24 protein-coding genes are annotated in these 23,611 nt (G+C 39.3%); 11 read left to right on the top strand and 13 right to left on the bottom strand.

Going from position 1 to position 23,611, the window contains the following annotated elements:
• Positions 1 to 15 precede the first annotated feature (15 nt).
• The 6 genes from QL986_RS08670 to ilvY all read right to left on the bottom strand — a co-directional run bounded on the left by QL986_RS08670 (position 16) and on the right by ilvY (position 5,354).
• Positions 16 to 1,248 carry an ATP-binding protein gene (locus QL986_RS08670; protein WP_036953671.1) on the bottom strand — a complete coding sequence of 411 codons (1,233 nt, stop codon included), beginning with the start codon at positions 1,246 to 1,248 and terminating at the stop codon, positions 16 to 18.
• Between the two features lie 26 nt (positions 1,249 to 1,274).
• Complete coding sequence (locus tag QL986_RS08675; protein ID WP_013465514.1) at positions 1,275 to 1,967, bottom strand: response regulator; 693 nt, start codon at positions 1,965 to 1,967, stop codon at positions 1,275 to 1,277.
• A 14-nt stretch (positions 1,968 to 1,981) separates the two neighbouring features.
• A complete protein-coding gene (locus QL986_RS08680) occupies positions 1,982 to 2,347 on the bottom strand; it encodes a DUF3019 domain-containing protein (RefSeq protein ID WP_028834008.1) in 366 nt (121 codons plus the stop codon).
• Positions 2,348 to 2,360: 13 nt separating this feature from the next.
• Positions 2,361 to 3,200, bottom strand: a complete 840-nt coding sequence (locus QL986_RS08685; RefSeq protein ID WP_290191469.1) for a MipA/OmpV family protein — start codon at positions 3,198 to 3,200, stop codon at positions 2,361 to 2,363.
• Positions 3,201 to 3,311: 111 nt separating this feature from the next.
• Positions 3,312 to 4,358, bottom strand: a complete 1,047-nt coding sequence (locus QL986_RS08690) for a GGDEF domain-containing protein (RefSeq protein WP_013465517.1) — start codon at positions 4,356 to 4,358, stop codon at positions 3,312 to 3,314.
• Positions 4,359 to 4,448: 90 nt separating this feature from the next.
• Entirely contained in the window at positions 4,449 to 5,354 is a 906-nt protein-coding gene (ilvY, locus tag QL986_RS08695; protein ID WP_024602050.1) for an HTH-type transcriptional activator IlvY, read from the bottom strand.
• A 137-nt stretch (positions 5,355 to 5,491) separates the two neighbouring features.
• On the opposite strand from ilvY, the gene ilvC reads away from it, so the two are divergent.
• From ilvC to QL986_RS08715, 4 genes are all read left to right on the top strand, one after another.
• Positions 5,492 to 6,964, top strand: a complete 1,473-nt coding sequence (gene ilvC / locus QL986_RS08700) for a ketol-acid reductoisomerase (protein WP_036953665.1) — start codon at positions 5,492 to 5,494, stop codon at positions 6,962 to 6,964.
• Between the two features lie 155 nt (positions 6,965 to 7,119).
• Complete coding sequence (locus tag QL986_RS08705) at positions 7,120 to 9,039, top strand: methyl-accepting chemotaxis protein (RefSeq protein WP_013465520.1); 1,920 nt, start codon at positions 7,120 to 7,122, stop codon at positions 9,037 to 9,039.
• A gap of 78 nt (positions 9,040 to 9,117) precedes the next feature.
• Positions 9,118 to 10,308, top strand: a complete 1,191-nt coding sequence (locus tag QL986_RS08710; protein ID WP_036953662.1) for a tetratricopeptide repeat protein — start codon at positions 9,118 to 9,120, stop codon at positions 10,306 to 10,308.
• Between the two features lie 193 nt (positions 10,309 to 10,501).
• Complete coding sequence (locus tag QL986_RS08715) at positions 10,502 to 11,221, top strand: M28 family peptidase (RefSeq protein WP_283241266.1); 720 nt, start codon at positions 10,502 to 10,504, stop codon at positions 11,219 to 11,221.
• On the opposite strand, the gene QL986_RS08720 is transcribed toward QL986_RS08715, so the two are convergent.
• Positions 11,167 to 11,508, bottom strand: a complete 342-nt coding sequence (locus QL986_RS08720; protein ID WP_024602045.1) for a GIY-YIG nuclease family protein — start codon at positions 11,506 to 11,508, stop codon at positions 11,167 to 11,169. The genes QL986_RS08715 and QL986_RS08720 overlap by 55 nt on opposite strands.
• Positions 11,509 to 11,614: 106 nt before the next feature.
• Here QL986_RS08720 and bamE point away from each other — a divergent pair, with 106 nt between their 5' ends.
• A complete protein-coding gene (gene bamE / locus QL986_RS08725; RefSeq protein ID WP_013465523.1) occupies positions 11,615 to 11,974 on the top strand; it encodes an outer membrane protein assembly factor BamE in 360 nt (119 codons plus the stop codon).
• A gap of 50 nt (positions 11,975 to 12,024) precedes the next feature.
• Here the strand turns inward: bamE and QL986_RS08730 are convergent, their stop codons facing one another.
• Complete coding sequence (locus QL986_RS08730; protein WP_013465524.1) at positions 12,025 to 12,348, bottom strand: RnfH family protein; 324 nt, start codon at positions 12,346 to 12,348, stop codon at positions 12,025 to 12,027.
• Positions 12,345 to 12,785 carry a type II toxin-antitoxin system RatA family toxin gene (locus QL986_RS08735; protein ID WP_013465525.1) on the bottom strand — a complete coding sequence of 147 codons (441 nt, stop codon included), beginning with the start codon at positions 12,783 to 12,785 and terminating at the stop codon, positions 12,345 to 12,347. Before QL986_RS08735 ends, QL986_RS08730 begins: the two co-directional genes overlap by 4 nt.
• Positions 12,786 to 12,933: 148 nt before the next feature.
• On the opposite strand from QL986_RS08735, the gene smpB reads away from it, so the two are divergent.
• The gene (gene smpB, locus QL986_RS08740) at positions 12,934 to 13,413 is read left to right on the top strand and encodes an SsrA-binding protein SmpB (RefSeq protein WP_013465526.1); all 480 of its coding nucleotides are present in this window, start codon (positions 12,934 to 12,936) and stop codon (positions 13,411 to 13,413) included.
• A 288-nt stretch (positions 13,414 to 13,701) separates the two neighbouring features.
• On the top strand, positions 13,702 to 16,296 hold the full coding sequence (locus QL986_RS08745) for a TonB-dependent receptor (protein ID WP_033104092.1): 2,595 nt from the start codon (positions 13,702 to 13,704) through the stop codon (positions 16,294 to 16,296).
• A 59-nt stretch (positions 16,297 to 16,355) separates the two neighbouring features.
• On the opposite strand, the gene QL986_RS08750 is transcribed toward QL986_RS08745, so the two are convergent.
• Together QL986_RS08750 and fadR are read right to left on the bottom strand one after the other, a co-directional pair.
• Positions 16,356 to 16,961 carry a peroxiredoxin C gene (locus QL986_RS08750; RefSeq protein WP_008109095.1) on the bottom strand — a complete coding sequence of 202 codons (606 nt, stop codon included), beginning with the start codon at positions 16,959 to 16,961 and terminating at the stop codon, positions 16,356 to 16,358.
• Between the two features lie 235 nt (positions 16,962 to 17,196).
• Entirely contained in the window at positions 17,197 to 17,910 is a 714-nt protein-coding gene (fadR, locus tag QL986_RS08755; RefSeq protein WP_008109093.1) for a fatty acid metabolism transcriptional regulator FadR, read from the bottom strand.
• A gap of 301 nt (positions 17,911 to 18,211) precedes the next feature.
• On the opposite strand from fadR, the gene nhaB reads away from it, so the two are divergent.
• From nhaB to QL986_RS08770, 3 genes are all read left to right on the top strand, one after another.
• Complete coding sequence (gene nhaB, locus QL986_RS08760) at positions 18,212 to 19,783, top strand: sodium/proton antiporter NhaB (protein ID WP_013465528.1); 1,572 nt, start codon at positions 18,212 to 18,214, stop codon at positions 19,781 to 19,783.
• A gap of 118 nt (positions 19,784 to 19,901) precedes the next feature.
• On the top strand, positions 19,902 to 20,420 hold the full coding sequence (dsbB, locus tag QL986_RS08765) for a disulfide bond formation protein DsbB (protein WP_036953655.1): 519 nt from the start codon (positions 19,902 to 19,904) through the stop codon (positions 20,418 to 20,420).
• 1 nt (position 20,421) lies between these two features.
• Positions 20,422 to 20,724, top strand: coding sequence for a DUF6170 family protein (locus QL986_RS08770; RefSeq protein ID WP_024602042.1), 303 nt, complete (start codon positions 20,422 to 20,424; stop codon positions 20,722 to 20,724).
• A 12-nt stretch (positions 20,725 to 20,736) separates the two neighbouring features.
• Here QL986_RS08770 and QL986_RS08775 read toward each other — a convergent pair whose 3' ends face one another.
• Positions 20,737 to 21,030, bottom strand: a complete 294-nt coding sequence (locus tag QL986_RS08775) for a ComEA family DNA-binding protein (RefSeq protein WP_024602041.1) — start codon at positions 21,028 to 21,030, stop codon at positions 20,737 to 20,739.
• A 297-nt stretch (positions 21,031 to 21,327) separates the two neighbouring features.
• On the opposite strand from QL986_RS08775, the gene QL986_RS08780 reads away from it, so the two are divergent.
• On the top strand, positions 21,328 to 21,627 hold the full coding sequence (locus QL986_RS08780) for a YebG family protein (protein ID WP_013465532.1): 300 nt from the start codon (positions 21,328 to 21,330) through the stop codon (positions 21,625 to 21,627).
• Positions 21,628 to 21,838: 211 nt separating this feature from the next.
• Here QL986_RS08780 and putP read toward each other — a convergent pair whose 3' ends face one another.
• On the bottom strand, positions 21,839 to 23,350 hold the full coding sequence (gene putP, locus QL986_RS08785) for a sodium/proline symporter PutP (RefSeq protein ID WP_008113313.1): 1,512 nt from the start codon (positions 23,348 to 23,350) through the stop codon (positions 21,839 to 21,841).
• Between the last annotated feature and the right edge of the window lie 261 nt (positions 23,351 to 23,611).

The following is a 23,611-nucleotide window of genomic DNA, read 5'->3' on the forward strand; positions in this document are numbered from 1 at the left end:
ATTGTGTGGAATTTACTAGTCTAAGCTAATAATAAACTTAACCCCACCCAGTGTAGAGTCTTCAATCGTGCACTGCCCTTTATGCCATGACACAATTTTACTCACTATCGCCAGCCCTAACCCAAACCCACCGGTTTTTTTATCACGACTTTTATCTAAGCGTGTAAACGGCTTAAATACTTTTTCGCGCTCAGAGAAGGCAATGCCGGGGCCATCATCTTCAACCACTAGCAGTAACTTTTCATCGGCAGTACTTAAACTAATATGTACACTTTTCGAGGCATGTTTAAGTGCATTACTGATTAAGTTTTGCAGCACCCGCGACATAAAATGACTATCGCATAAGTAAATAAATTGAGTGGGGAGCGTTGTTGTTAGTTTAATACGGGTATCAAAGTTTACTTTTTCAATATTAGTTTTAATTAATGCAACGATATCGCAAGGGGCTAATTGTAGACTGGGTTGCTGTGTATCTAAACGGGCGTATTCCAACATTTCAGATACCAAGGACTCCAGTTCATGAATATCCATTTGCATGTCAGATAAATACTGCTGTGCTTTGGTATCGTGAGTTTTATCCTCAAGTATTGCAATAGCAAACTTCAACCGCGCTAATGGCGTTCTAAATTCATGAGATACAGAAGAGGTGAGCTCTTGCTGAGCACTCAGTAAAAACTCAATACGTTGCTGCATTACTTGCAATGTATCGGTGATGGGTAAGAAGAATGACTTTGAGCTATCGCTTAATTGAAAGTCTTGCGAGCCACCCACTGCCTCGCATGCATGACTCAGCTTTGCAAAGTCTCGCCACAACAAAAAGCTCCACAAACCTATTGGTAAACTTATAATAAACAACACCAGTAAATACGGTAACACAGTCCCTGAGCTGCTGTGTTTAACACCCACAGGGCCTACTTGTAGCAATTGTGAATTATTTAGCGTTACATACCAAACGATACGCTGCTGTTTATCATATAAATAAAGGTAATGGTTTTGAAATAGTTGTGCTTGCTGTTCAGGTGGGAGCACTAGATCTTGCTGGGCAATGACTTGGCTATCAAAATTATGTTTAAGCTGCTCAAGCCCATCTGGGGTTTGTGAAAGCAGCCATAAAGACTGCCCAAATTCGTCATCTAACAATACACTTTGCTGAGATTCATCATAGGGCCAAAACTGCTCTATAACGCCACTAACAATAAACAAAGAGACAATAATATACACGTAAAGGCTTATAAATAGCTTTCCCATTAACCTAGCCTAATACCTTGCATTTATTACATATCCCACGCATCTGATACAAATAAATAGCCTTGCCCCCACACCGTTTTAATACGGTATGGTTTATCACTGTTATCACCGAGCTTTTTACGAATTCGTGATACACGAACATCCACCGTGCGGTCTAGACCGTCGTACTCACGCCCTATCATATGTTGATGGACATGCTCTCGACTGAGCACTTCACCAGCATTTGAAGCCAATAACCACAACAATTCAAATTCATGAGAAGTCAGGACAATTTCAACACCGCTTAGCTTTACAATGCGGCTGGTTTTATCTATTGATAAATCACCAAATTGAAGTTCTTCAATCGCTTTAACACTTGGCTGTCCACGGCGAAGCAATGCACTAATTCGAGCAAGAAGTACACGCGGCTCTGCCGGTTTTATAACGTAGTCATCAGCCCCGAGTTCTAAGCCTATAACTTGATCGAAGTCTTCACCCTTTGCTGTTAGCATTAAAATAGGGAGAGTGTATTTATCGCGTACTTGTCGACACACGCTAAAGCCATCTTTTCCTGGCAACATTACATCTAAAATGATCAAGTCGACGTGGTTTTCACTAAGATAAGGAAACACTTCGTCACCGCGTTCTAAAACGTCAACTTCTAAGCCATTATGCTCAAGATAGTCTTTGGTTAATTGTTGCAACCCTAAATCATCTTCAACAAGTAATATCTTTGGCATTTACTGCTCCTAAATTAAAAAAAGCTCCAAGGTGAGCGTAGCCGATGTTTTTTCTTAGCGTATGCGGTTTGCACTTCTATTTGCACACTCGCTAACGATACACCTGTATGGGGATTAATCAGGGAGTATATGGTCTCCACCTGAACACGCGCTTTATAACTAAGTTGGCCTTTTTTGACACCTTGCCAGCATTGTAATTGTGTATCTTGTTGGTATAAACATACATCGCTAGCGGCTGACAGTTGCCACTTAAATTTTAACTCAAGATCACAAAATTCTTGTTGTTCGGAAACCACACAGACTTTGGGTGATACGTTAAGTGAAGAGGCTTTTGCAACGCTAGCGTTGCTAAAAAATGAAGCTGCAAGCACAACCAACATAAAACACTTCATATTAAAATGTATGTTCGAATCCTATAAAGGCGGTCATTGAATAGTCATGTTCAAAAAGCGGGCTGCTATCCATTGCTGAATAATCATAATAGGCTAAATGAAAACGAAGCGCGTTGACTCCATCTACAGGCCAACGGGCGTCGATTTTAGCATAAGGTTGCCAACTACTACCAACTTCTATTTCACCGTAAATAGATTCAGCGCTATTTAAACCATAAAAATAGTTATTTAGTTGGGCTGATTTGTAATTAACGCCTAACGTCGACTTTAACGTTAATTGCTTAAACTCATGGTGATATTGCCATTGAAACGATCCCCTGTAGCCATTATAAACGCTGTTTACATCATGCAATAATTGCGCAGAAAATACTTGCTGCTGCTTTACAAAAAAATAGCTTATACCAGCATCAAGTGCGACTCGTCTTTTTTGTATATTATTTATATTTACTTGACGAGGTGAGTCAGTGTGTAGCGATTCTAATATCTCGTTTTCAGACGTTGTTTTAAAGGGGAAAATATTTTGTGGATGCCAATCAATAAAAAAACGTGACTCAGGGTTAATTTCTGACACAAAACTAACGTTATGTTGTTTGCTTTGTAAAAAAGAATAACCAAGGCGGCCATTATCAAAAAACCAATTTTGACCATAATAGGCCACTTGCGGAATAACAACTAAGGGGATGTTATCTGCACCATACAGAGGATTTGTGATCACCCCAACACCAACACTCACACTAAGGTTAAGCTCATCAGTGGATATATGTTGCTGCTTCTGAGCAATCGCATTAGTGCTTAATAGCACTAATAAAAGGCATGTGTTTATTCTCAGATTGAACCGCATGAAGTTAATCGCTAGTTTATAAAGTGGCTTTGACCCTATAGTAGCAAGTAGTATGAACACAAGCTCTAGAGGGTTACAATCATTAACAAATTTGATACAAACAGAACACGTTTACATATCGGCCGCTATTTCGACCCGATTACGACCATGGGTTTTAGCTAAATAAAGTGCTCTGTCTGCCTTTTCAACTAATAAACAGCTTTTACTAAAGGGTTCCATTAAAGCAATGCCGAAACTGGCTGAAATATTACGTTTATTATTACTGTCTTCTTTTTTACGAATCGTCAATTTGGCAATGCTCAAACGAAGCTGATTACAAAATGCCATCGCATCATTAATGCTTTCAAAGTAACCCGTAATACAAAATTCTTCACCACCAAAACGATAAGCTCTGTATTGCTCTTGTACACTATTTTGCACTTTTTGAGCGACTAGCTTGAGTACCTCATCGCCTTTTTGATGGCCAAAATCGTCATTAAAACGTTTAAAATGATCAATATCGAACATAATCAACACCGCTAATTTACCGTGTTCATTTTGTGAAGAGGCGTTCAAACAAAACTCAACAATGTCTGTATCAAACTTACCGCGATTAAATAATCCGGTTAAGGAATCTTTATCAACCGCTTCTTGGGTCACGCTAAGCGCTTCTTTTAAATCTTTAATTTCGTTGTACGCTTGCGCTAATTTGGTTTGGAATCCACGGGCGTAATCTTGCATCGCAATTGATTCGTCAGTTAGGCGCTCAACGCAAGAAAGGATCTCATTAAATGAGTTAATACTAGAGAGCGTTTTTAATTCATTTTGTGAATCAACTAACGAGGTAGTAAAGCTTTTCGAATATTGAATGGAGTCACTAAGATCAAACTGCATTTGCTCTACGGTGCCATGAAACCTTTCAGACATTTGTTGAAAAAATGCAAGCTCTTCGTCATTAATATGCTTATTAAAAATTTCTTGGGCGGTTTGAGCTGAACACGTATTGTGCAAAGAGATGACTTTATCAAGCTCTGTGTTTAGTTGTGGGTTGTCGCCCTGTACATAACAGTACCAAATAGCATAATTTATTGGCGTTACAGGCATTTTGTATTTAACCATCAACGGAATGGCTTTTTTTAAACACTGGGCAGAATGAGCAAGTGAAACCGTATTATCCATAATTAAAACTCTTAGACATCACAACAAAGATGTTAATAAACACATAAATATTAGCGGTTTATATTAACAGTTTTTTATCATCCAACAAGCCTATATTATGTTTTCCCCCATATTTTGTGCAATATTCCAAAGCGCACTAATAGCAGGGTCGTTTAGTTCTTTATGTAATACAGCCAAACCAATTTTAAACCCTTGTGGTGGCTCGCCTTTATACTCTAAAACCTGAACCTTATCGTTAAGCGGACTATTATCGAGTACAATTTTTGGGATCATGGCCACGCCTAACCCTAAACTCACCATAGATACCATAGCTTCATGCCCTGCCACTTGCGCGTAAATTTTTCCTTGTACATTATTTTTTCGCCACCACTGCTCCAACCTTTGTCTTGAAAATCCTTGTTCAGCAACAATAAATTCAAGCTCAGACCAATCAATAGTTTCGCTACTAGTGGCTAATTTTTCTGTGATCGGACATTGAATAGTGGGTGCAATTAATACCAATGGCGAGTAGCCAATATCTACAAATGCAATTTGTGCAGGTAATTTACTGGGTCTGGCTGCAATGGCCATAGATTCATGTCCATCTAACACTCGGTTAATAGCCAAGGCGGGATCGCCCGTATTTAAGGTAATTTCAATATGCTGATGCTGAGCTCTCAGTTGCTCTAAAATATGATGCAAAAAACTGTAAGACGCGGTAACGGAGCAATAAAGGCTCACATTGCCATAAATATGTTGTTGCGGTTCGTTTAAATTAGCTTTAAACCGCTGCCAATGACTAAGTGTTGCACTGGCATACTCCTTAAATGCAACGCCTTCGCGGGTAAGCTTTACACTGCGATTATCACGCTGGAATAACATCACCCCTACTTCATCTTCTAACTGCTTAATATTACGACTTAAAGTGGGCGCACTTATGTGGCATAACTCACTGGCACGAGAGAAATGAAGCGTTTTTGCCAACGCCAAAAAGTAATTTAAATGCTTATGATCCATAACAACACCAGTATTTCATATTATGAAACACTTTAATTCAAATATATCATTTTACGCAAGAAAAGATTTTCCATATTGTTATTCCAAGCAAAGCAAAAGCAATGCATCTAACAAACTGAATTAATAGGAAACTTATCATGGCAAATTATTTTAATAGCTTACCTTTACGCGAACAATTAGCGCAATTGGCACAATGTGAATTTATGGGCGCAGACGAATTTAACGACGGTGTTGCTGCACTTAAAGGTAAAAAATTGGTAATTGTAGGCTGTGGCGCACAGGGCCTAAATCAAGGCTTAAACTTACGTGATTCTGGTTTAGATGTAGCCTATACACTACGTGATTCAGCCATTTCTGAGCGTCGTCAGTCATTCTTAAATGCATCTGACAATGGTTTTAAAGTGGGTACATATGAAGAGTTAATCCCAACAGCCGATGTAGTACTTAACTTAACACCTGATAAACAACATACTGCAGTTGTTAATGCCATCATGCCATTAATGAAACACGGCTCAACCCTTGCCTATTCACATGGCTTTAATATTGTTGAAGAAGGCATGCAAGTTCGTGAAGACATTACCGTTATTATGGTTGCACCAAAATGCCCGGGGTCAGAAGTACGTGAAGAGTATAAACGCGGCTTTGGTGTACCTACATTAATTGCGGTTCACCCAGAGAATGATCCTCAGGGCCATGGCTTGGCACAAGCAAAAGCCTATGCAGCAGGTACAGGTGGTCATCGCGCGGGGGTACTTAAATCATCATTTATCGCTGAAGTGAAATCTGATCTGATGGGCGAGCAAACCATTTTATGTGGCATGCTACAAACTGGCTCTATTTTATGTTTTGACAAAATGATTGAAAAAGGAATTGATGCCGGTTACGCCTCAAAGCTTATTCAATATGGCTGGGAAGTGATCACAGAAGCACTTAAATATGGCGGTGTGACAAACATGCTTGACCGCTTATCAAACCCTGCAAAGGTTAAAGCGTTTGAGCTAAGTGAAGAGCTTAAAGTGATTATGCGTCCTCTTTATAACAAACACCAAGATGACATTATCGATGGCACATTTTCACGTGTAATGATGGAAGACTGGGCAAATGATGACGCTAACTTACTAAAATGGCGTGCTGAAACTGCAGAAACTCATTTTGAAAAAACCCCTGCAGGCGATGTAGAAATTGCTGAGCAAGAATTTTTTGACCACGGTATTTTAATGGTGGCAATGGTAAAAGCGGGTGTAGAACTGGCATTTGAAACCATGACAGCGGCCGGTATTATTGCAGAATCTGCCTATTATGAGTCACTGCATGAAACGCCGCTGATAGCCAATACTATTGCACGCAAAAAGTTATTTGAAATGAACCGCACTATTTCAGATACCGCTGAGTACGGCTGCTATTTATATAACCATGCCTGTTTGCCGCTTCTACAAGAATTTATGCAAGGTATTGATACTGATGTTATTGGTAAAGGCTTAAAGGAGCAAAGTAATCAAGTTGATAACCAAACTTTAATTCAAATAAATACGGCTCTACGTGAGCACCCTGTTGAGAAAGTAGGCGCAAAATTACGCGGCTACATGTCCGCAATGAAAAAAATAGTTTAATTCTATAACCCTAGAACTTTCACTTGTTAGAAACCAAGCCCACTTGCATTTTGCTGTGGGCTTTTTTAAGTGCAAATTAATCATCAATAGCTGAAAATAAATAATGTGCTAAAATAATTCCCCTCATTGCCTCAGTTGTAAATATAAGCACTATCATGACGATACAAAATCTCTCTATTACTCAAAAAATAACAGCCCTTGGAAGCATTATTGCTATTTGTGTTGCTGTATTAATTGGTTTGACGTCTTTGCATAACTCAAAGAATATTATTGAGCAACGCATGATCGAATCTGAACTGCCAAGTAAATTGCAAACAATCAGTAATCATATTGGTGGCGAGATCAATGAACTTCTTGGTGCAGCACAGCAGCTTTCGGCAAATACCTTTATTTTAGATTGGGCAAATGCTGGCAACAACAACGACACGCTATTACTTAAAGAGCTCAATCGTTTGGTTGACCAATACGATCTTGCCACGGCTTCGTGGGCGAATAAAAACACTGCACAATATTGGAATCAAGATGGCTTTTTACGTGTTTTAAAAAATGATGCCGCAGATGGATGGTTTTTTGCTTTTACACAATCAAAGCAACCTTACTCAATTAGTATTTATCAAGAGTCAGAAAACGATGTAAAAATGTTTGTTAACCACCAACAACCTAATGGTTTAGGCTTGGCAGGCTTAGCAAAAAGCATTACAGATATGCAAAAGCTGCTACAACAATTTAAAATTGAGCAATCAGGGTTTGTGTTTATTGCCGATAAAAACGGATTAATTCAGTTACATAAAGATGCAGACAAAGTCGCTAAGGTTAATATAGATAGTATTTACAGCGCTAATATTCATAACAAATTACTTAATAAAAACGGCTTCGCTTTAGAGGAAGTAAATATCAACGGGCAAGCCACACTCATTGCAGCCACACCGATTAAAAACACTGACTTATTTGTATTAGCTCAAGTCCCAAAAAGCGAAGTCTTTTCTAGTGTAAATACCCTAGAGTGGCAAATATTCACTTTCACTATCATCACTGCGCTAATCGCAAGCGTGATCAGTTACTTATTAGCTCGCTCTTTAGCTTCACCGTTATCAACAATGGCTGAGTTATTTTCGCGTTTAGGGCGTGGCGATGCAAATTTAGCCTATCGCTTACCAACTTCTCCCCAACCTGAGCTAAATAATTTAACCACCGGCTTTAATCAATTTATTGAAAAAATAGAAACCGCTATTGTGCAAGTAGCTAATGAGAGCCACGGTATTCGCCACAGCTCAGATCATGTATTTTCGCAAGCCAAGCAAAACTCTTTAGCGCTTGATAAGCAAAAAGAGCAAACTATTTCAGTTGCAGCAGCCATTAATGAAATGGGCGCTACAGTGCAAGAAATAGCGCAAAGTGCTGCCAATGCAGCTAAGTTAACCAACGATAGCCGCGATAACACCAAGCAAAGCCATCAACAAGTTTTACAAAGCCAAACGACAATCTCAGCCCTTGCCAGCGACATTGACGGCATAACCGAGCAAGTTGCTTTGCTTTCTAAAAAGACTATTGATATCGCTAGTATTGTGGATTCAATTAGAGGTATATCTGAACAAACTAACTTACTGGCTCTTAATGCAGCCATTGAGTCTGCTCGTGCTGGTGAACATGGACGAGGCTTTGCTGTAGTTGCTGATGAAGTAAGAGCGCTGGCGAATCGTACCTCACAATCGACCACTGAAATTCAATCAATGATTGAAGAGCTCACTCATATTTCAGATGACGTTGTCAGCGATATCGGTCAATCAAAAGATAAAGCACAACAAAGCGTAAGCGCAATGCAAAACTCGGTTGAGTTACTTAATACCATTACTGAAACAGCCAATGAAATTAACGATATGGCGACCTTAATTGCCACCGCCACCGAACAGCAAAGTAGCGTTGTGAATGATGTAGGTCGTAGTATTGAGCAAATAAGTGAGATCAGTGATAAATCAATGAGTGAACAAATCAATACAGAACAAGCAATTCGTGATTTAGCCACCAGCGCACAAACACTTGATGCACTCGTTGCTACGTTTAATCAGCAACGTTAAATAGAGTGTTACATTAAAAAATAACCTCTGTACAAAATAACCACTATACTTAAGTGTGTTTTTTGTACAGAGGTGTGTATGAATGCTCTCCAAGGTAAACATTATTTACTGATTGTGTGCCTGCTGGCTCTGTGTGCTTGTAGCACCACAGATAACGCCAATATAAGCGTGCCAATCCCCACTATTACTCCTCCCATGCAATTACAACAGCAACTTGTAGAGTCTGAGCAACAAATATTTCAACTCGACGATAGCCTCAAACAGCAATTAAATGCTTACGTGCAATCGAGTAAATCAGTTGATGAAATAGCGTATAGCCTACTTAGTTTTTTACTCACAAATGGCGATAGCGCTTTATCTTATCAATCCACCGCGACACAAACCGCATCTCAGAGCTATCAAAACTTAAACGCCAATTGCTTGTCACTATCAATTTTAGCATATAGTTTAGCTGAGCATTTAGGGCTTAAAGCTCGCTTTCAAAAAGTACACATTCCGGAGTATTGGTCACTAAATCAGGGATTTAATTTACTCACGGGGCACATCAACCTTGCCATAGACAATAAAACGAAACTCAAAGACAGCTCACTTGTTTATCAGCGTAATAAGCGTTTAATCATTGATTTTGACCCCAATAGCCGACAAGCCCGTTTTGCAACCTCATTGCTTTCAAAAAAAAGAGTGACCGCCATGTTTTATAATAATAAAGGGGGTGAGGCACTGGTAAATAAACACTATGATTTAGCGTTTAGCTATTTCAAAGCAGCAATCAATACGGACGCTTCATTTAGTGCTAGCTGGGGCAATTTAGGGGTACTCTTTAAACAATTAGATGATTTAAAGCAAGCGGAGCAAATGTATCGCTATGCTATTGCCTTAAATACTGATAATAATACTGCACAAGGTAACTTAGCATTATTATACACACTCACAGATAGAGTGGCCGAAGGCGAAAAGCTATTGGCTGAGCTTGACAAAAAACGCCAAGAAAATCCTTACTATCATATCTCGCTTGGTAACAGTGAGTATGTAAATGGTAATTTTAAAGGCGCAATTAGCCACTATAAAAAAGCGAACGCTATGTCACCAACCTTACATGAAAGCCACTTTGGACTGGCGCGAAGTTACTTTGAGTTAAATAATATAGCTAGGGCGGAATTTCATTTGCGTAAAGCCAGAAAAAAAGCAGACTTTACACATGACAAACAACGCTATGATAATAAACTCATCGCATTAAAATCACTTATCGTTAAGGCGAATCATTATTAAATTATTTAGCTTAACCTGCATTGTATTTTTTATAAGTTGGAGTGGACTCTCAAAGCCGATTGAGCCGCAGTTATTCACTGATTTAACAACGCTAACCAGCTCTAAATTAGCAGGCAGAAAAACGAATAGTCACTCGGCTTTACTCACCAGAGAATATTTAAAAGCACGCTTTAAAGAGCATCAACTGACGGTTATAGAACAACCTTTTACTTATCCATCAGGGCTGTTTTCTAAGGCGCAAGGCGTAAATATTGTTGCGACCAAAACAGCAAAAAATTTGCCTGTTATTGTTATTACAGCGCATTACGACCATTTAGGCCTAAAAGCCGGAAAATTACACCCTGGCGCTAACGATAATGCCTCGGGTGTTGCCGCATTACTATACTTATCGAACGCTTTACAGATGCAATCATCCTATGGTTTTATGTTTGTTGCAACAGACGCTGAAGAAAACGGTTTACACGGCAGTGAGCACTTTGCCAAAACAATGCGCCAGTCTCCTATTGCTTTAAATATTAACTTAGATATGTTGGCAATTAAAAAATCGCATAAGCGGTTATACGCGCTAACAAGTCGTTCGTTAAAAAACCAACTCACTCCACTATTTAGCCAAATAAAAAATACGAGTGTCGAATTAAAGCCCGTTTATTCATCACGAAAAATGAGTCGACTCACCAACACGAAACAAATAGACTGGCACAGAGCCAGCGACCATTATTCATTCGCTAAACAGAAAATTCCGTATGTGTACTTTTCGATGGGCGCCGATAATTATCATCACACAGCAAAAGATACGCTCGAAAATATTAATACTGCTCTTTATCAAGAAGCAGTATTGCTAATTGAGGCATTTATTAATCAGCTTTTGACAAACCCTGAGGTATTCAGTCCCCCTTTAAAAGCAGCAACGTAAGCCTCTTTTTTTGCCCGTGGAAGTTTTTTAATCGCATATTCTAATTTACTTGCGTCGCTTTTAGTTCCAACTTGTTGCTGATGAATGAGCACCAGCGGTCCTTTCCCTTTGAGGTTTTTTGCCCCTTTACCCGCTTGGTGCGTTGCTAAACGACGCGCTACATCAACTGTAATACCGGTATACCAATGACCAAGCCGTGTTTGCACAATATACAGTGACCAAACAGCCGGTTTACTTTTACTATTGCACAACTCATCGTTTAAACTTTTTTGATTATTAATGGTCAAAACCTCGCCTTAACGCGCTAAACAAAAACAATTACTCAAAAGGGTTTTACCTTGAGTGACTAATCGGTATCATGCAGATTATAAAAAATAAGGATCACAACTAACAATGCAGTCGTTAAAAACTTTTTCTCTTTGGCTTATCGTCGCTTTAACGCTTAGTTCAGCCGCAGGTTGTTCTAGCTGGGTGTACAGAATCAACATCCCTCAAGGTAACTTTTTAGAACAATCAGACGTTGATAAGCTTCGCGTTAATATGACGCGCGAGCAAGTAATTTATGTACTAGGCAGACCGATTGCCGAAGACGCCTTCGATAAAAATACTTGGCGTTACGTTTACAGCTTTAATAAAGGGCGCGCTAATGAACAATATAAATCATTAGTATTAAACTTTGAAAATGAAAAGTTGGTAACGGTCTCTGGTGACTATGAGCAACCAGAAAACTTTACAACCCCTTTAGAGCAATAAGCCATTTGGGTTTAATTGAAAAAGGTGAGCATGGCTCACCTTTTTTGTATCTAACGATCTAACGGTCGGCCACCGGTTACTTTATTTGCGCGGCCCTCTTCTTTGGCTTTTTCGGCGCGCTTTCTACGGGCATCTTTAGGGTCGGCAATTAATGGGCGGTAAATTTCAACTCTATCGCCGTCTTTAAGCTCATGATTAAGCTTTACCGTTCTGTTCCATACACCTAAAGTTAAAGCGGTTGCATCAATCTCAGGGCACTTCTTAATAATACCTGATTGGATCACTGCTTGCTCTGCGGTGGTACCTTGGAATACTTCTATATTTAACGTGGTTGCTTTCGTTGGCAACGCAAACACAATTTCAATATTGATCATGCACGCTCTCCATATACCGCTTTTGCTCGTTGAGTAAAGGCACTCACCATATTTTTAGCTACATCATTAAAAATTTTACCAAACGCAAGTTCTATTAACTTACTAGAAAATTCAAAGTCTAGCTGTAAATGCACTTTGCACGCATGCGCATCTAATTGCTGAAAATGCCAGCGACCTTGTAAGGTTTTAAAAGGCCCATCGACCAAGCGAAGCATCACTGTTTGCTCATCAATTAGCGTATTTTCAGTGGTAAACCATTTTTTTATACCGGCTTTAGATATTTCTAAACTGGCGGTCATGTTATTATCATGCTGCTTAATAATTTTTGAGTCTGAACAATTAGGTAAAAACTGCGAATAAGCTTCTACATCATTGACTAGATCAAACATCTCTTTAGTGCTGTACATAACCAGCGCACTTTTCTCTATTTGTGGCATACTCACTCCCAACTGTGTGCAGGAATTTTAGCAAGCTTTGTGCGTTTCCCCAAACTTTCATCGCGCTTAAATGAATCCTTCGCTTTTGCATGTATAATTTAAAAAAATCGATGTAAAACATCTCGTATAACGTATATTATAGGGCACTATGGCTAAGAAAAATTCATCAAAATCGACAAGTAATACCATCGCGCTAAATAAAAAAGCGCGACACGAGTATTTTTTACACGACAAGTTTGAAGCAGGTATTGAACTCCAAGGCTGGGAAGTAAAAAGTATCCGAGCAGGTAAAGTAAATATCTCTGAAACTTATATTCATCTTAAAAACGGTGAAGCGTTTTTATTAGGCAGCACAATCCAGCCTTTAAATAGTGCATCAACCCATGTTATTTGCGACCCGCTGCGTTATCGTAAATTATTACTAAGCAGACGTGAACTTGACCGTTTGGTTGGTGCAACCGAGCGTGATGGTTATTCATTAATTGCCACAGCTATGTATTGGAAAAAATGCTGGGTAAAGCTTGAATTCCATTTAGCGAAAGGTAAGAAAATGCATGACAAACGTGAAGACGGTAAAAATAAAGATTGGTCCCGTGAAAAAGAACGCTTAATGAAACATAAAGTTTAAATAAAAAAGCCTAACATCATGTTAGGCTTTTTTTTGATAAATTTTTAGGAAAATACAAATTATTACAAATTAAAGTCGCTCGGCGTTTTGTTTATCAATAATAACTAAATCACGTTACAGCGCCAAATAGCGAGCATCCTATCGTTTACCTTTATTGAGAAAATCAGTACATATTAGTGCAGATAACAAAATCATCTTTGTGGCCAATTGATAACAGTTAAGTTACATGGTATTAATAATTCGACTTGTAAAACAAGTAAATTATAACATATCAACAAGGACTTAAGGATGAAGCAATCAATTGCATTTACACCGAGCTTAATCATCGGTGCTACTATCGCATTGTCAGCAGGTTTTAGTACAACGACTTATGCTGCACAGCAAACTGCAGAAAAAGTAGAACGTATTCAAGTAACAGGCTCTCGTATCAAGCGTTCGGACATCGAAGGCCCGTCTCCAGTACAATCCATTAATAAAGAAGACATCGAAAACATGGGTTATGACAACCTACAACAGCTTCTTGAAAGAATGCCTGTTGCAGGTAATGGTACTTTTTCAACCCGTGGTAATAACCAAGACTCAACCGCAAATGGCTCAGCTGCCGTCAGCCTTCGTGGCTTAGGCGCCGATGCTACCTTGGTACTTATTAATGGTCGTCGTGTTGCAATCAGCGCATTTGCTGAAGGGATCACCAACTCATTCGTTGATATCAACAGTATTCCTGTTTCAGCAATCGAACGTATTGATATTTTAAAAGATGGCGCCTCAGCAATCTATGGCTCTGATGCTGTAGCGGGTGTTGTAAACGTTATCTTGAAAAAAGATATTGACGGTATTGAAGTAAACTTAGGTTACGGCGGCACAGATGGCCCTAACTATGAAGAAACTACAGCCAGTATTGTTTGGGGTACTACTAGTGCAAAAAGTAGCGCATCCGTTATTATTGATTACTTTAAAAACACCTCTTTATCATCAGATGAAATGGGGCGTTTAGGTACTGCTAATCAATCTCCATATGGCGGTGAAGATTTCCGTTCATCACGTGGCTTCCCTGGCTACTTCTATGTTGATGGCGTTAAAACAATTGACCCTGCGTGTCCTGCAGAAAATGCAACATCAAGTGGCAGTTGTTTATTTGACTATGGTCCATTTGGCTATATTGCACCGGCATCAGAACGTGTAGGTGCTATTTCACAATTTGAATACCGCTTTGATAATGGCATAACGGGCTTCTTAGAAATGGCCGTTCAGCATAACAGCTCAATTGCAGCAGGTGCCCCAACGCCACTTGATGAAGATGCGGGCTTAACAGTACCAGGTAGTCACCCTAATAACCCATTCGGCCAAGATATTGAAATAGGTCGTTACAGAACCGTAGATGCGGGTGCGCGCCAATGGGATATCGAATCAGACACATTACGTTTTGTTGCTGGTTTAAAAGGTGAAATAAACGATTGGAGCTGGGAAACAGCGGTACAAAAAGGACGTAGTAAGTCATTACAAACTGGGGATCGCTCACAAGGTTGGGTACGCACCGACTTCTTACAACAAGAAATTGATGCCGGTAACTACAACCCATTTGGCGGCACTTACAACGATCCGGCCGTAATTGATAGAATTACTACGAGCTTGGTTCGTCAAGGCGAGTCTCATATGACGTCGTTCGATGCTAACATTTCAGGTGAAGCATTTAGCTTTGGTGATGATGTTGTCATGATGGCGGCCGGTATTGAATACCGCGAAGAGGACGTAACGGATACGCCAGATGATCAATTCCAACGAGGATTAATCTTTGGTACCGAGTCTGTGTCAGCTGCAGCAGAGCGTGACCAATACGCTGCCTATGTAGAGTTTTCAATTCCACTTGCTGAGAACTTAGAGCTACAACTTGCTGGTCGTTACGATGATTACAGTGACTTTGGTACCACAACCAATCCTAAAGTCGCTTTACGCTGGGCACCTACTGATGAAATCACAGTGCGTGGTTCTTGGGCACAAGGCTTTAGAGCACCGTCTCTTGCACAAGTAGGTTTAGGGCCATCTCAAGAGAGCCAGTTCTTTATCGATAATTACCGTTGTGACGCAACGGGTAAAGATTGTGATGCACTAGATTACAACATTGAATTTGCTGGTAATCCTGACTTAGAGGCTGAAGAGTCTGAATCTTGGAACGTCGGCTTTATTTGGGCACCTACAACTGACTTTGGTTTGAGTGTAGATGTATGGAGTATCACCCAAGACAATAAAATTGATGAGCAAGAGTTTGGTCCAATTTACAACTCAGAGTGTAATAACCAAAACAGTACCGTATGTGTTCGCTTACCTCCTTCAGGTACAGACAGTTTAGGGACTATTCAAAAGATTTTCAGTACTTTTGAAAACGTGTCATCACAAGAAGTTTCGGGCGTTGATATTTCAGCAAATTACAACCACTCACTGGATGATTTAGGCTTACTAAAATTCAATTTAGAATGGGCTTACCAAGATAAATTTGAAAAAGACGGCCGCGATTATACCGGCGAATATGGTTACCCAGAGCATCGCTGGATTTTCTCAACTAACTGGGAAATTGGTCAGTTCAACACAAACATGAACATTAGTTATGTAGGTGAGTTTGAAGATACGCCAGATATCGACTTCGATGGTAACTTAGACTTCGATAGTAATACATCGCGTACTGTTGATTCACAAGTACTGGTAGATTTACAAACATCATACCGTATTACTGAGTCAGCAAAAGTATCACTAGGTGTGAACAACTTATTTGATGAAGAGCCACCGTTTGCAATTGGTGACGGTGATTCAGATCTGTATGGTTACGCATCGGGTGTACACAACCCTCGTGGTCGTTACATTTACACTAAAGTTAGCTTTTCGTTTTAATTTAAAATAATAAAAAACCGCCATTTTGGCGGTTTTTTTTCTTAAACTAAAGGGCTAAATTATAGCTCGCCTTCGTTTTCAGATAAGAATTTAGCAACGCCTTCAGGGCTTGCGTCCATTCCTTTTTTACCTTCAGTCCAACCAGCAGGACATACTTCACCGTGCTCGCTGTGGAATGCTAGTGCATCTACCATACGGATCATTTCGTCGATGTTACGACCCAGTGGTAAGTCGTTCACTACTTGGTGACGTACGTTACCTTCTTCATCGATTAGGAAAGAACCACGAAATGCAACGCCCGCTTCTGGGTGCTCAACGTCGTATGCTTTACAGATTTCGTGTTTAACGTCTGCAACTAGTGCGTATTGAACTTTACCAATACCGCCGTCTGCTACAGCCGTGTTACGCCATGCGTTGTGTGAGAATTGTGAATCGATAGAAACACCAATTACTTCTACGCCACGTTTTTGGAATTCTGCATAACGCTTATCAAAAGCAATAAGCTCAGAAGGACATACAAATGTGAAATCTAGTGGGTAGAAAAAGATTACTGCTTTTTTACCTTTAATTTTTTCGTGAAGGTTATAGCTATCTACAATCTCACCGTTACCTAGAACAGCTGCAGCGGTAAAGTCTGGTGCCTGGCGGCCTACTAATACACCCATTTTATTCTCCAAATATTTTGAGTTTATTGTCAATTGCTTACGCAATACTGATAGTAATATGGGCACTAATTTTAAAATTACAATAGCAACCATATTTAATTAAACATTATTCTATGGCTATCAAAAATAAATTAACAATCGTATTTATAGATAGCACCGTTCTAAAATAGCGAACGCTTGATAAATGAACTAATTTTTAATCATAAAAAAACCTGCTTTAAGCAGGTTTCTTTTACTAATCCATAATATCGCTAGGCATATCACCGCGAATATGTTGCCATATTTCACCGGTTTGATGACCATATTTACGCATCATGAATATTGCACCATCGTGCTCTTTATTCTCAGCAAGCTTAGTTAAGTCTTTATAAAACTGGCGTGCAAGCTCGCGAGTGCGAGGATCTGAAAAGTAATGACAGCCAATCTTAGAATAAAAACCTTTAAAGCCATTAAGGATGAGCACATAAATGCGATTGTTACCGGCAACAGCTAATTCATGATGGACTTTATAATCATAATCTGCAAACGCTTGCGCGCTGTCTTCTAATTCATCGCTTTGTGATAAAATTTCGATAACACGCTCTGGTGCAAGTTTTATAGCTGCACGGGTATAAATTGCGCTGATATTAGTACGTGCTGAGAGTAACTGATCGGTTAGCTCTGGCATTTTATCTTCATCTAAACGTGCCAGTGTTTCAAGGATATTTAATCCTGAGGTTTCCCAAAAGTTATTAACGCGAGTAGGTTTACCATGTTGTATTGTTAACCAACCGTCCCTAGCTAATCGCTGTAATACTTCTCGTAATGTGGTTCTAGTAACACCAATTAACTCTGAGAGTTCACGCTCAGCAGGCAGAATTGAACCTGGAGGAAAATCACCATTCCAGATTGACTCTACTATGTATTCCTCAGCAAATCCTGCTGGGCTTTTCGCTTTAAAAATTCTCATTCAATTCCTACTCGAATTAATTCACATCACATCGCTACATACGATTAACTGACTGATTGTACCAGACAAGCCACAACTAACAAGTAAAGTAAGTTAAATTACCTAGGTATGTGATTAAAAAGGCAACTTTACTTGTATGATTCGCTAGTTTTACCGATAGGTTTTAAACACAATATGAATGCCAACCTATTATTCATACCAGACACTTTGACTATTATTATTTAGTTGTTTACACCCTCTATAAGCTGGACTAAGTTAATGACATTAACCAGACTATTAAACGCCTCCCTAGGGAAAAATCATGCAACAGAGTGTCCCATCTGCAATATTTATAAATTTTTTAGGTAAAGCACCTCAATGGTATAAATACACCATTATTGCATTTTTAATAATTAACCCGCTGCTGTTTCAATTAAACCCTTATTTGTCTGGCTGGGTACTGGTTATTGAGTTTATTTTTACACTGGCCATGGCGCTCAAATGTTACCCACTGCAACCTGGTGGTCTACTTGCCATTGAGGCACTATTAATTGGTATGACATCAACCACGCAAGTTGAACATGAAATAGCACAAAACCTAGATGTGCTTTTATTACTTATTTTTATGGTTGCCGGTATTTATTTCATGAAAGATCTGCTGCTGTATATTTTTACCAAGTTAGTGGTTTCAGTAAGAAGTAAGACCGTTTTATCGCTTGCCTTTGCAATAGCTGCTGCGTTTTTATCAGCTTTTTTAGATGCCCTGACTGTAATGGCGGTTGTTATTGCGGTGGCCATGGGCTTTTATAGTATTTATCACAAGGTGGCCTCAGGAAAAGATTTTATTAGTGAGCACGATATTAACGATGATAACCAAGTAAAAGAGGTAAACCGTCAAGAGCTTGAAGAGTTTCGTGCTTTTTTACGTAATTTACTCATGCATGCCTCGATTGGGACCGCACTTGGCGGCGTGTGTACTATGGTTGGTGAACCACAAAATTTAATTATTGCAGAGCGAGCAAGTTGGCTATTTGGAGAGTTCTTTTTAAGAATGCTGCCCGTTTCTTTACCCGTGCTTTTTGCGGGCTTATTAACAACCTTTTTATTAGAAAAAACAAAAACCTTTGGCTATGGGGCAAAACTGCCAGAAACAATTCATGCTATTTTAAAAAACCATGCACAAACACTTGATAAAAAGCGCACCAAACGCGATAGAGTTAACCTCACAATTCAAGCACTTATCGCTATCTGGTTAATTACTGGCTTAGCATTACACTTAGCAACCGTGGGCTTAATTGGCTTATCGGTGATTATTTTAGCCACGTCGTCTGCCGGTATAATAGAAGAGCACCAACTCGGTAAAGCCTTTGAAGAAGCCCTCCCCTTCACGGCACTACTTTGTGTATTTTTTAGTGTGGTTGCAGTAATCATCGATCAACAACTCTTTACCCCTGTGATTACTTGGGTACTAACATTTGAAGGGCACTTACAATTGGTGATGTTTTTTATCGCTAATGGATTGCTTTCAATGGTCAGTGATAATGTATTTGTCGGCACTGTATATATAAATGAAGTTGCTGCAGCTCTAAAAGCAGGTCAGATAACTCGAGACCAATTTGATTTACTTGCAGTGGCGATAAACACCGGCACAAACTTACCCAGCGTGGCCACCCCTAATGGTCAAGCTGCTTTCTTATTCTTACTTACATCAACACTAGCTCCCGTGTTACGCCTATCTTACGGTCGAATGGTGTATATGGCTTTACCTTACACTTTTGTGCTTACCTTTGTTGGGTTAAGCGCGACTTATTTTGGCTTGAGTGAAATAACCAGTTTGTTTTATGACTGGGGGATAATACAACACCACATCCCTGTAGCGAATTCTGGGCATTAAGAGCTCCCCCGACTTTGAGGAGCTAGGAAATTTCATAGCTCCTCACTTTTTCCCTTTTACTTGCTCCGCTGTTTATCCTACGTCATAATCTAAGCCCTTATTTAAATACGGATTTGTTATGAACTGGCTTGCTAATCTAAGTACTCAACGTACACCTTGGTTATTATTCAGTGGGATTGTTTTTCTGCTTGAAGTAACCGCGCTCTTTTTCCAATACAACATGGGGTTAGCGCCGTGCATTATGTGTATTTACCAACGCACCGCGGTATTAGGCTTACTTTTTGCCGGTATTATTGGCGCCAGTAAACCAAACAACCTCGTAGTCCGTATTGTCGCTTATACAGTGTGGGGGGGTTCAAGTGTATGGGGGTTACTAATAGCTCGTGAGCACATTGAAATGCAAACAACCACTGACCCCTTCGCATTTAGCTGTGAGTTTGAGCCAAATTTTCCAGAGTTTATGCCATTACATCATTGGATACCGCAATTTTTTGAGGCAACCGGTGATTGCGGAAACATAGATTGGCAATTTGCAGGCTTAAGTATGCCAGCATGGATGGAAGTTATTTTTGTATTGTTTACCGCCACACTTATTGCGTTAGTGGCCAGTCGATTAATCTCTAAAAAGTCACTTTAATATGTTTACTTTTTTTTCAAGCCACGTTGACGAACTAAAACACTTAAAAGTTCGTCAAAGACAAACCGTTATTGCGATCTCGTTAAGTATGCTCTCTCCTAGTGACAGAGTGTTAATGCGTATTGTAAAGCTTATGCTGCTAAGCCCATTTTTTTTAATATTTACTCTTTTTGAAGGATGGCTACTCGTGCCCTTTTTGATTGTGGCTGGTTTAAGCTACCCGCTACTAACCGCCCCCGTAGATGTTAATTTTGCTAAAAAGCACCTTGGTGCTGCCTTAAAACAGTTTGATCAGGGCGCATAGCGCCCTTTTAAGTTAAAACGCCACCTTTCCATCAAGTTTGGCTAGCATTTTTTTACCCACCCCTTTTACTTTAGCTAGATCTTCAAGTGATGCGAAATCACCATTTGTTTCTCTATAATCGATAATTGCCTGTGCTTTTTTCTTGCCAACACCTGGTAACTTAATTAACTGTTTTAAATCAGCAGTATTAATATTAACCACGGCTGATTGCATCTGCTCTGATAGCATATCGCTTTGCGCAAAGGTGGTACCCATAGGTAATAAACATAAAGCAGCGGCTAATGAGATGATTTTAATTAATTTCATACTATTTCCTTTTGTGTTCTTACTTGAACATTCGTTGATTATTTACACCCAGCACTTTTACATAACGTTGTGGTTACTAAGTACTAACGGTAACAATCACTCCTTGCGACTCCTTTACTGCAACGCGTTATAAAGTGACTTAATAAATAAAGTAGAGTTACTCTTTATTGTCAACCAAGCTGCAGATAAACTAAGGCTAAAGCTTGCAAAACCACGCGCAAGCTTGTACTGTATATAAAAACAGTAATCTAATGATTTAAAATAATCATATTGCCACGTAAGTAAGCAGGAGAAATCATGGCTGTTGTTGTTAAATATGTTGTAGAACGAAACGGAGTCGAGCGCATGACGTTTACTACTAAAAAAGAAGCTGATGCCTATGACAAAATGCTCGATATTGCCGAGTCACTAGAACTCATGCTTGAAAAAGTAGATGTGCCACTAAGTGAACAACAGGTTGAGTCGCTCGCGCTGGAGATTGCAAAAAGTAAAGACGACTTTATGGCCGTACTTAAAGGTGGTAAAGAAGTACCCACTAAAGCTAAAAAAACAAAGTCAGATAACGTTGCGGATATAAAAGATAAAGCAGCGAGTTAGTACTTTTAAAAGCTCAATAGTAATTGTTAAAAAACTGAATTTGGTATTCGAATTCAGTTTTTTTATGCCTTTAAATAATAATAGCTAAAGGCAAGTAATCGGTGATTAAACGAGATGAATGGTCTTTTCTAAAGGTCAGCCAATAAAAAAATGCCAACCAGTTAAACTGATTGGCATTTATAAAAACCAACACTTTACGTTAGCTAATCAGTTACAATGACGATTCAACTTCATCAAACAGATCAGTAATTTCTTTTTTCGGTTCAGCTGTCACAAGGCTTCCTACCACAATAGCAATACTCGCTAAAATGAAGCCTGGGACGATTTCATAAATTACACTGCTTAAGCTCTCACCATTAATGGTAATAGGCGCATAAATCCATACAAGCACTGTTAAAGCACCAACAACCATACCGCTAATAGCCCCTTTTAAGTTCATACGTTTCCAGTAAAGGCTAAACAAGACAAGTGGACCAAATGCAGCACCAAAACCAGCCCATGCGTTGCTAACTAAATCAAGTATTGAACTATTACGGTCATACGCTAGGTAAATAGCAAATAACGCAACCAGTATTACGCTAATACGCCCTACTAACACCAGCTCAGTTTGCGAGGCATCGCGGTTTAAGTAAATCTTGTAGAAGTCTTCAGTAAGCGAGCTTGAACACACCAATAATTGCGATGAAATCGTACTCATAATCGCAGCTAAAATAGCAGCCAGTAGGAAACCAGCAATTAATGGGTGGAAAATAAGTTCAGCTAATACTAAGAAAATGGTCTCTTTATCGGCAATAGGCATTTGGTTTTCAATCATAAAGGCAGCACCAAATAAACCGGTAAATACCGCACCAATCGCAGATAGTGTCATCCAAGACATACCAATACGACGCATAGTTGGCATTTCTTTCACTGAGCGAATAGACATAAAGCGAACAATAATATGTGGCTGACCAAAGTAGCCTAAGCCCCAAGCCATCGCAGAAATAATAGCAATGGTAGAACCACCAGCAAACCAATCAAGCATATTCAATGAATGGATTTCACTGGCTTTAGGTGAACTTAACAACTGCTGGTAATTTGCATTTGCTAAAGTATCCATAAATGGCTGATCTAGCATCATATAAGTAGCGATAGGTACTGCAAGCAAGGAGATAAACATAATACAACCTTGCACGAAGTCTGTTAGGCTAACCGCTAAAAAGCCACCAAATAAGGTGTAAACAACAACCACACCCGTGGTGATGTATAAACCCATTTCGTAACTCATCTGAAATGAATTTTCAAATAACTTACCACCGGCGACTACGCCTGATGAAGTATACAAAGTAAAGAACACAATAATAACAATTGCAGAGATCACACGGAGGATATTCTTGTTATCATCAAAACGATTTGCAAAATAATCAGGGATGGTAATAGAGTCATTTGCTTTTTCAGTATAAACACGCAGTCTTGGGGCGACTAAGAAATAGTTTGCCCATGCGCCTAACACTAAGCCAATAGCAATCCAAACCTTGCTAAGCCCAAACAAGTACATTGCGCCAGGTAGGCCCATAAGTAACCAACCACTCATGTCTGATGCACCCGCTGATAAGGCAGCAACACTGGGGGCTAAATTACGACCACCTAGCATATACCCTGATATATCGCTGGTAGATTGCTTATATGCGTATAGTCCTATTCCCAGCATTACAATAAAATATAATGCCAGTGAAATAATCATTCCTGTTTCCAAATTTGCCTCCACTTAAATAAGTAATAACAGGCTTTTAATCCAAATAATGACTCTTGAAATCTTATAATTAAGACAGTATTGGAATAAAAGCTTTCTACTGAACTATAACACGGTAATTGCTAATAACTCCAACCCGCTCATTTAAGTAGATAAAAAACCATCGGTTAGCTCACTTTTGCAACAAATAAAATGAAAAACAATAAAATTAGATTAAGAAATACCAAACCAACCATAGTATTTTATTAATAA

Origin of the sequence: Pseudoalteromonas sp. APC 3250 (assembly GCF_030407915.1) — a bacterium.
GTDB lineage: Bacteria > Pseudomonadota > Gammaproteobacteria > Enterobacterales > Alteromonadaceae > Pseudoalteromonas > Pseudoalteromonas tetraodonis.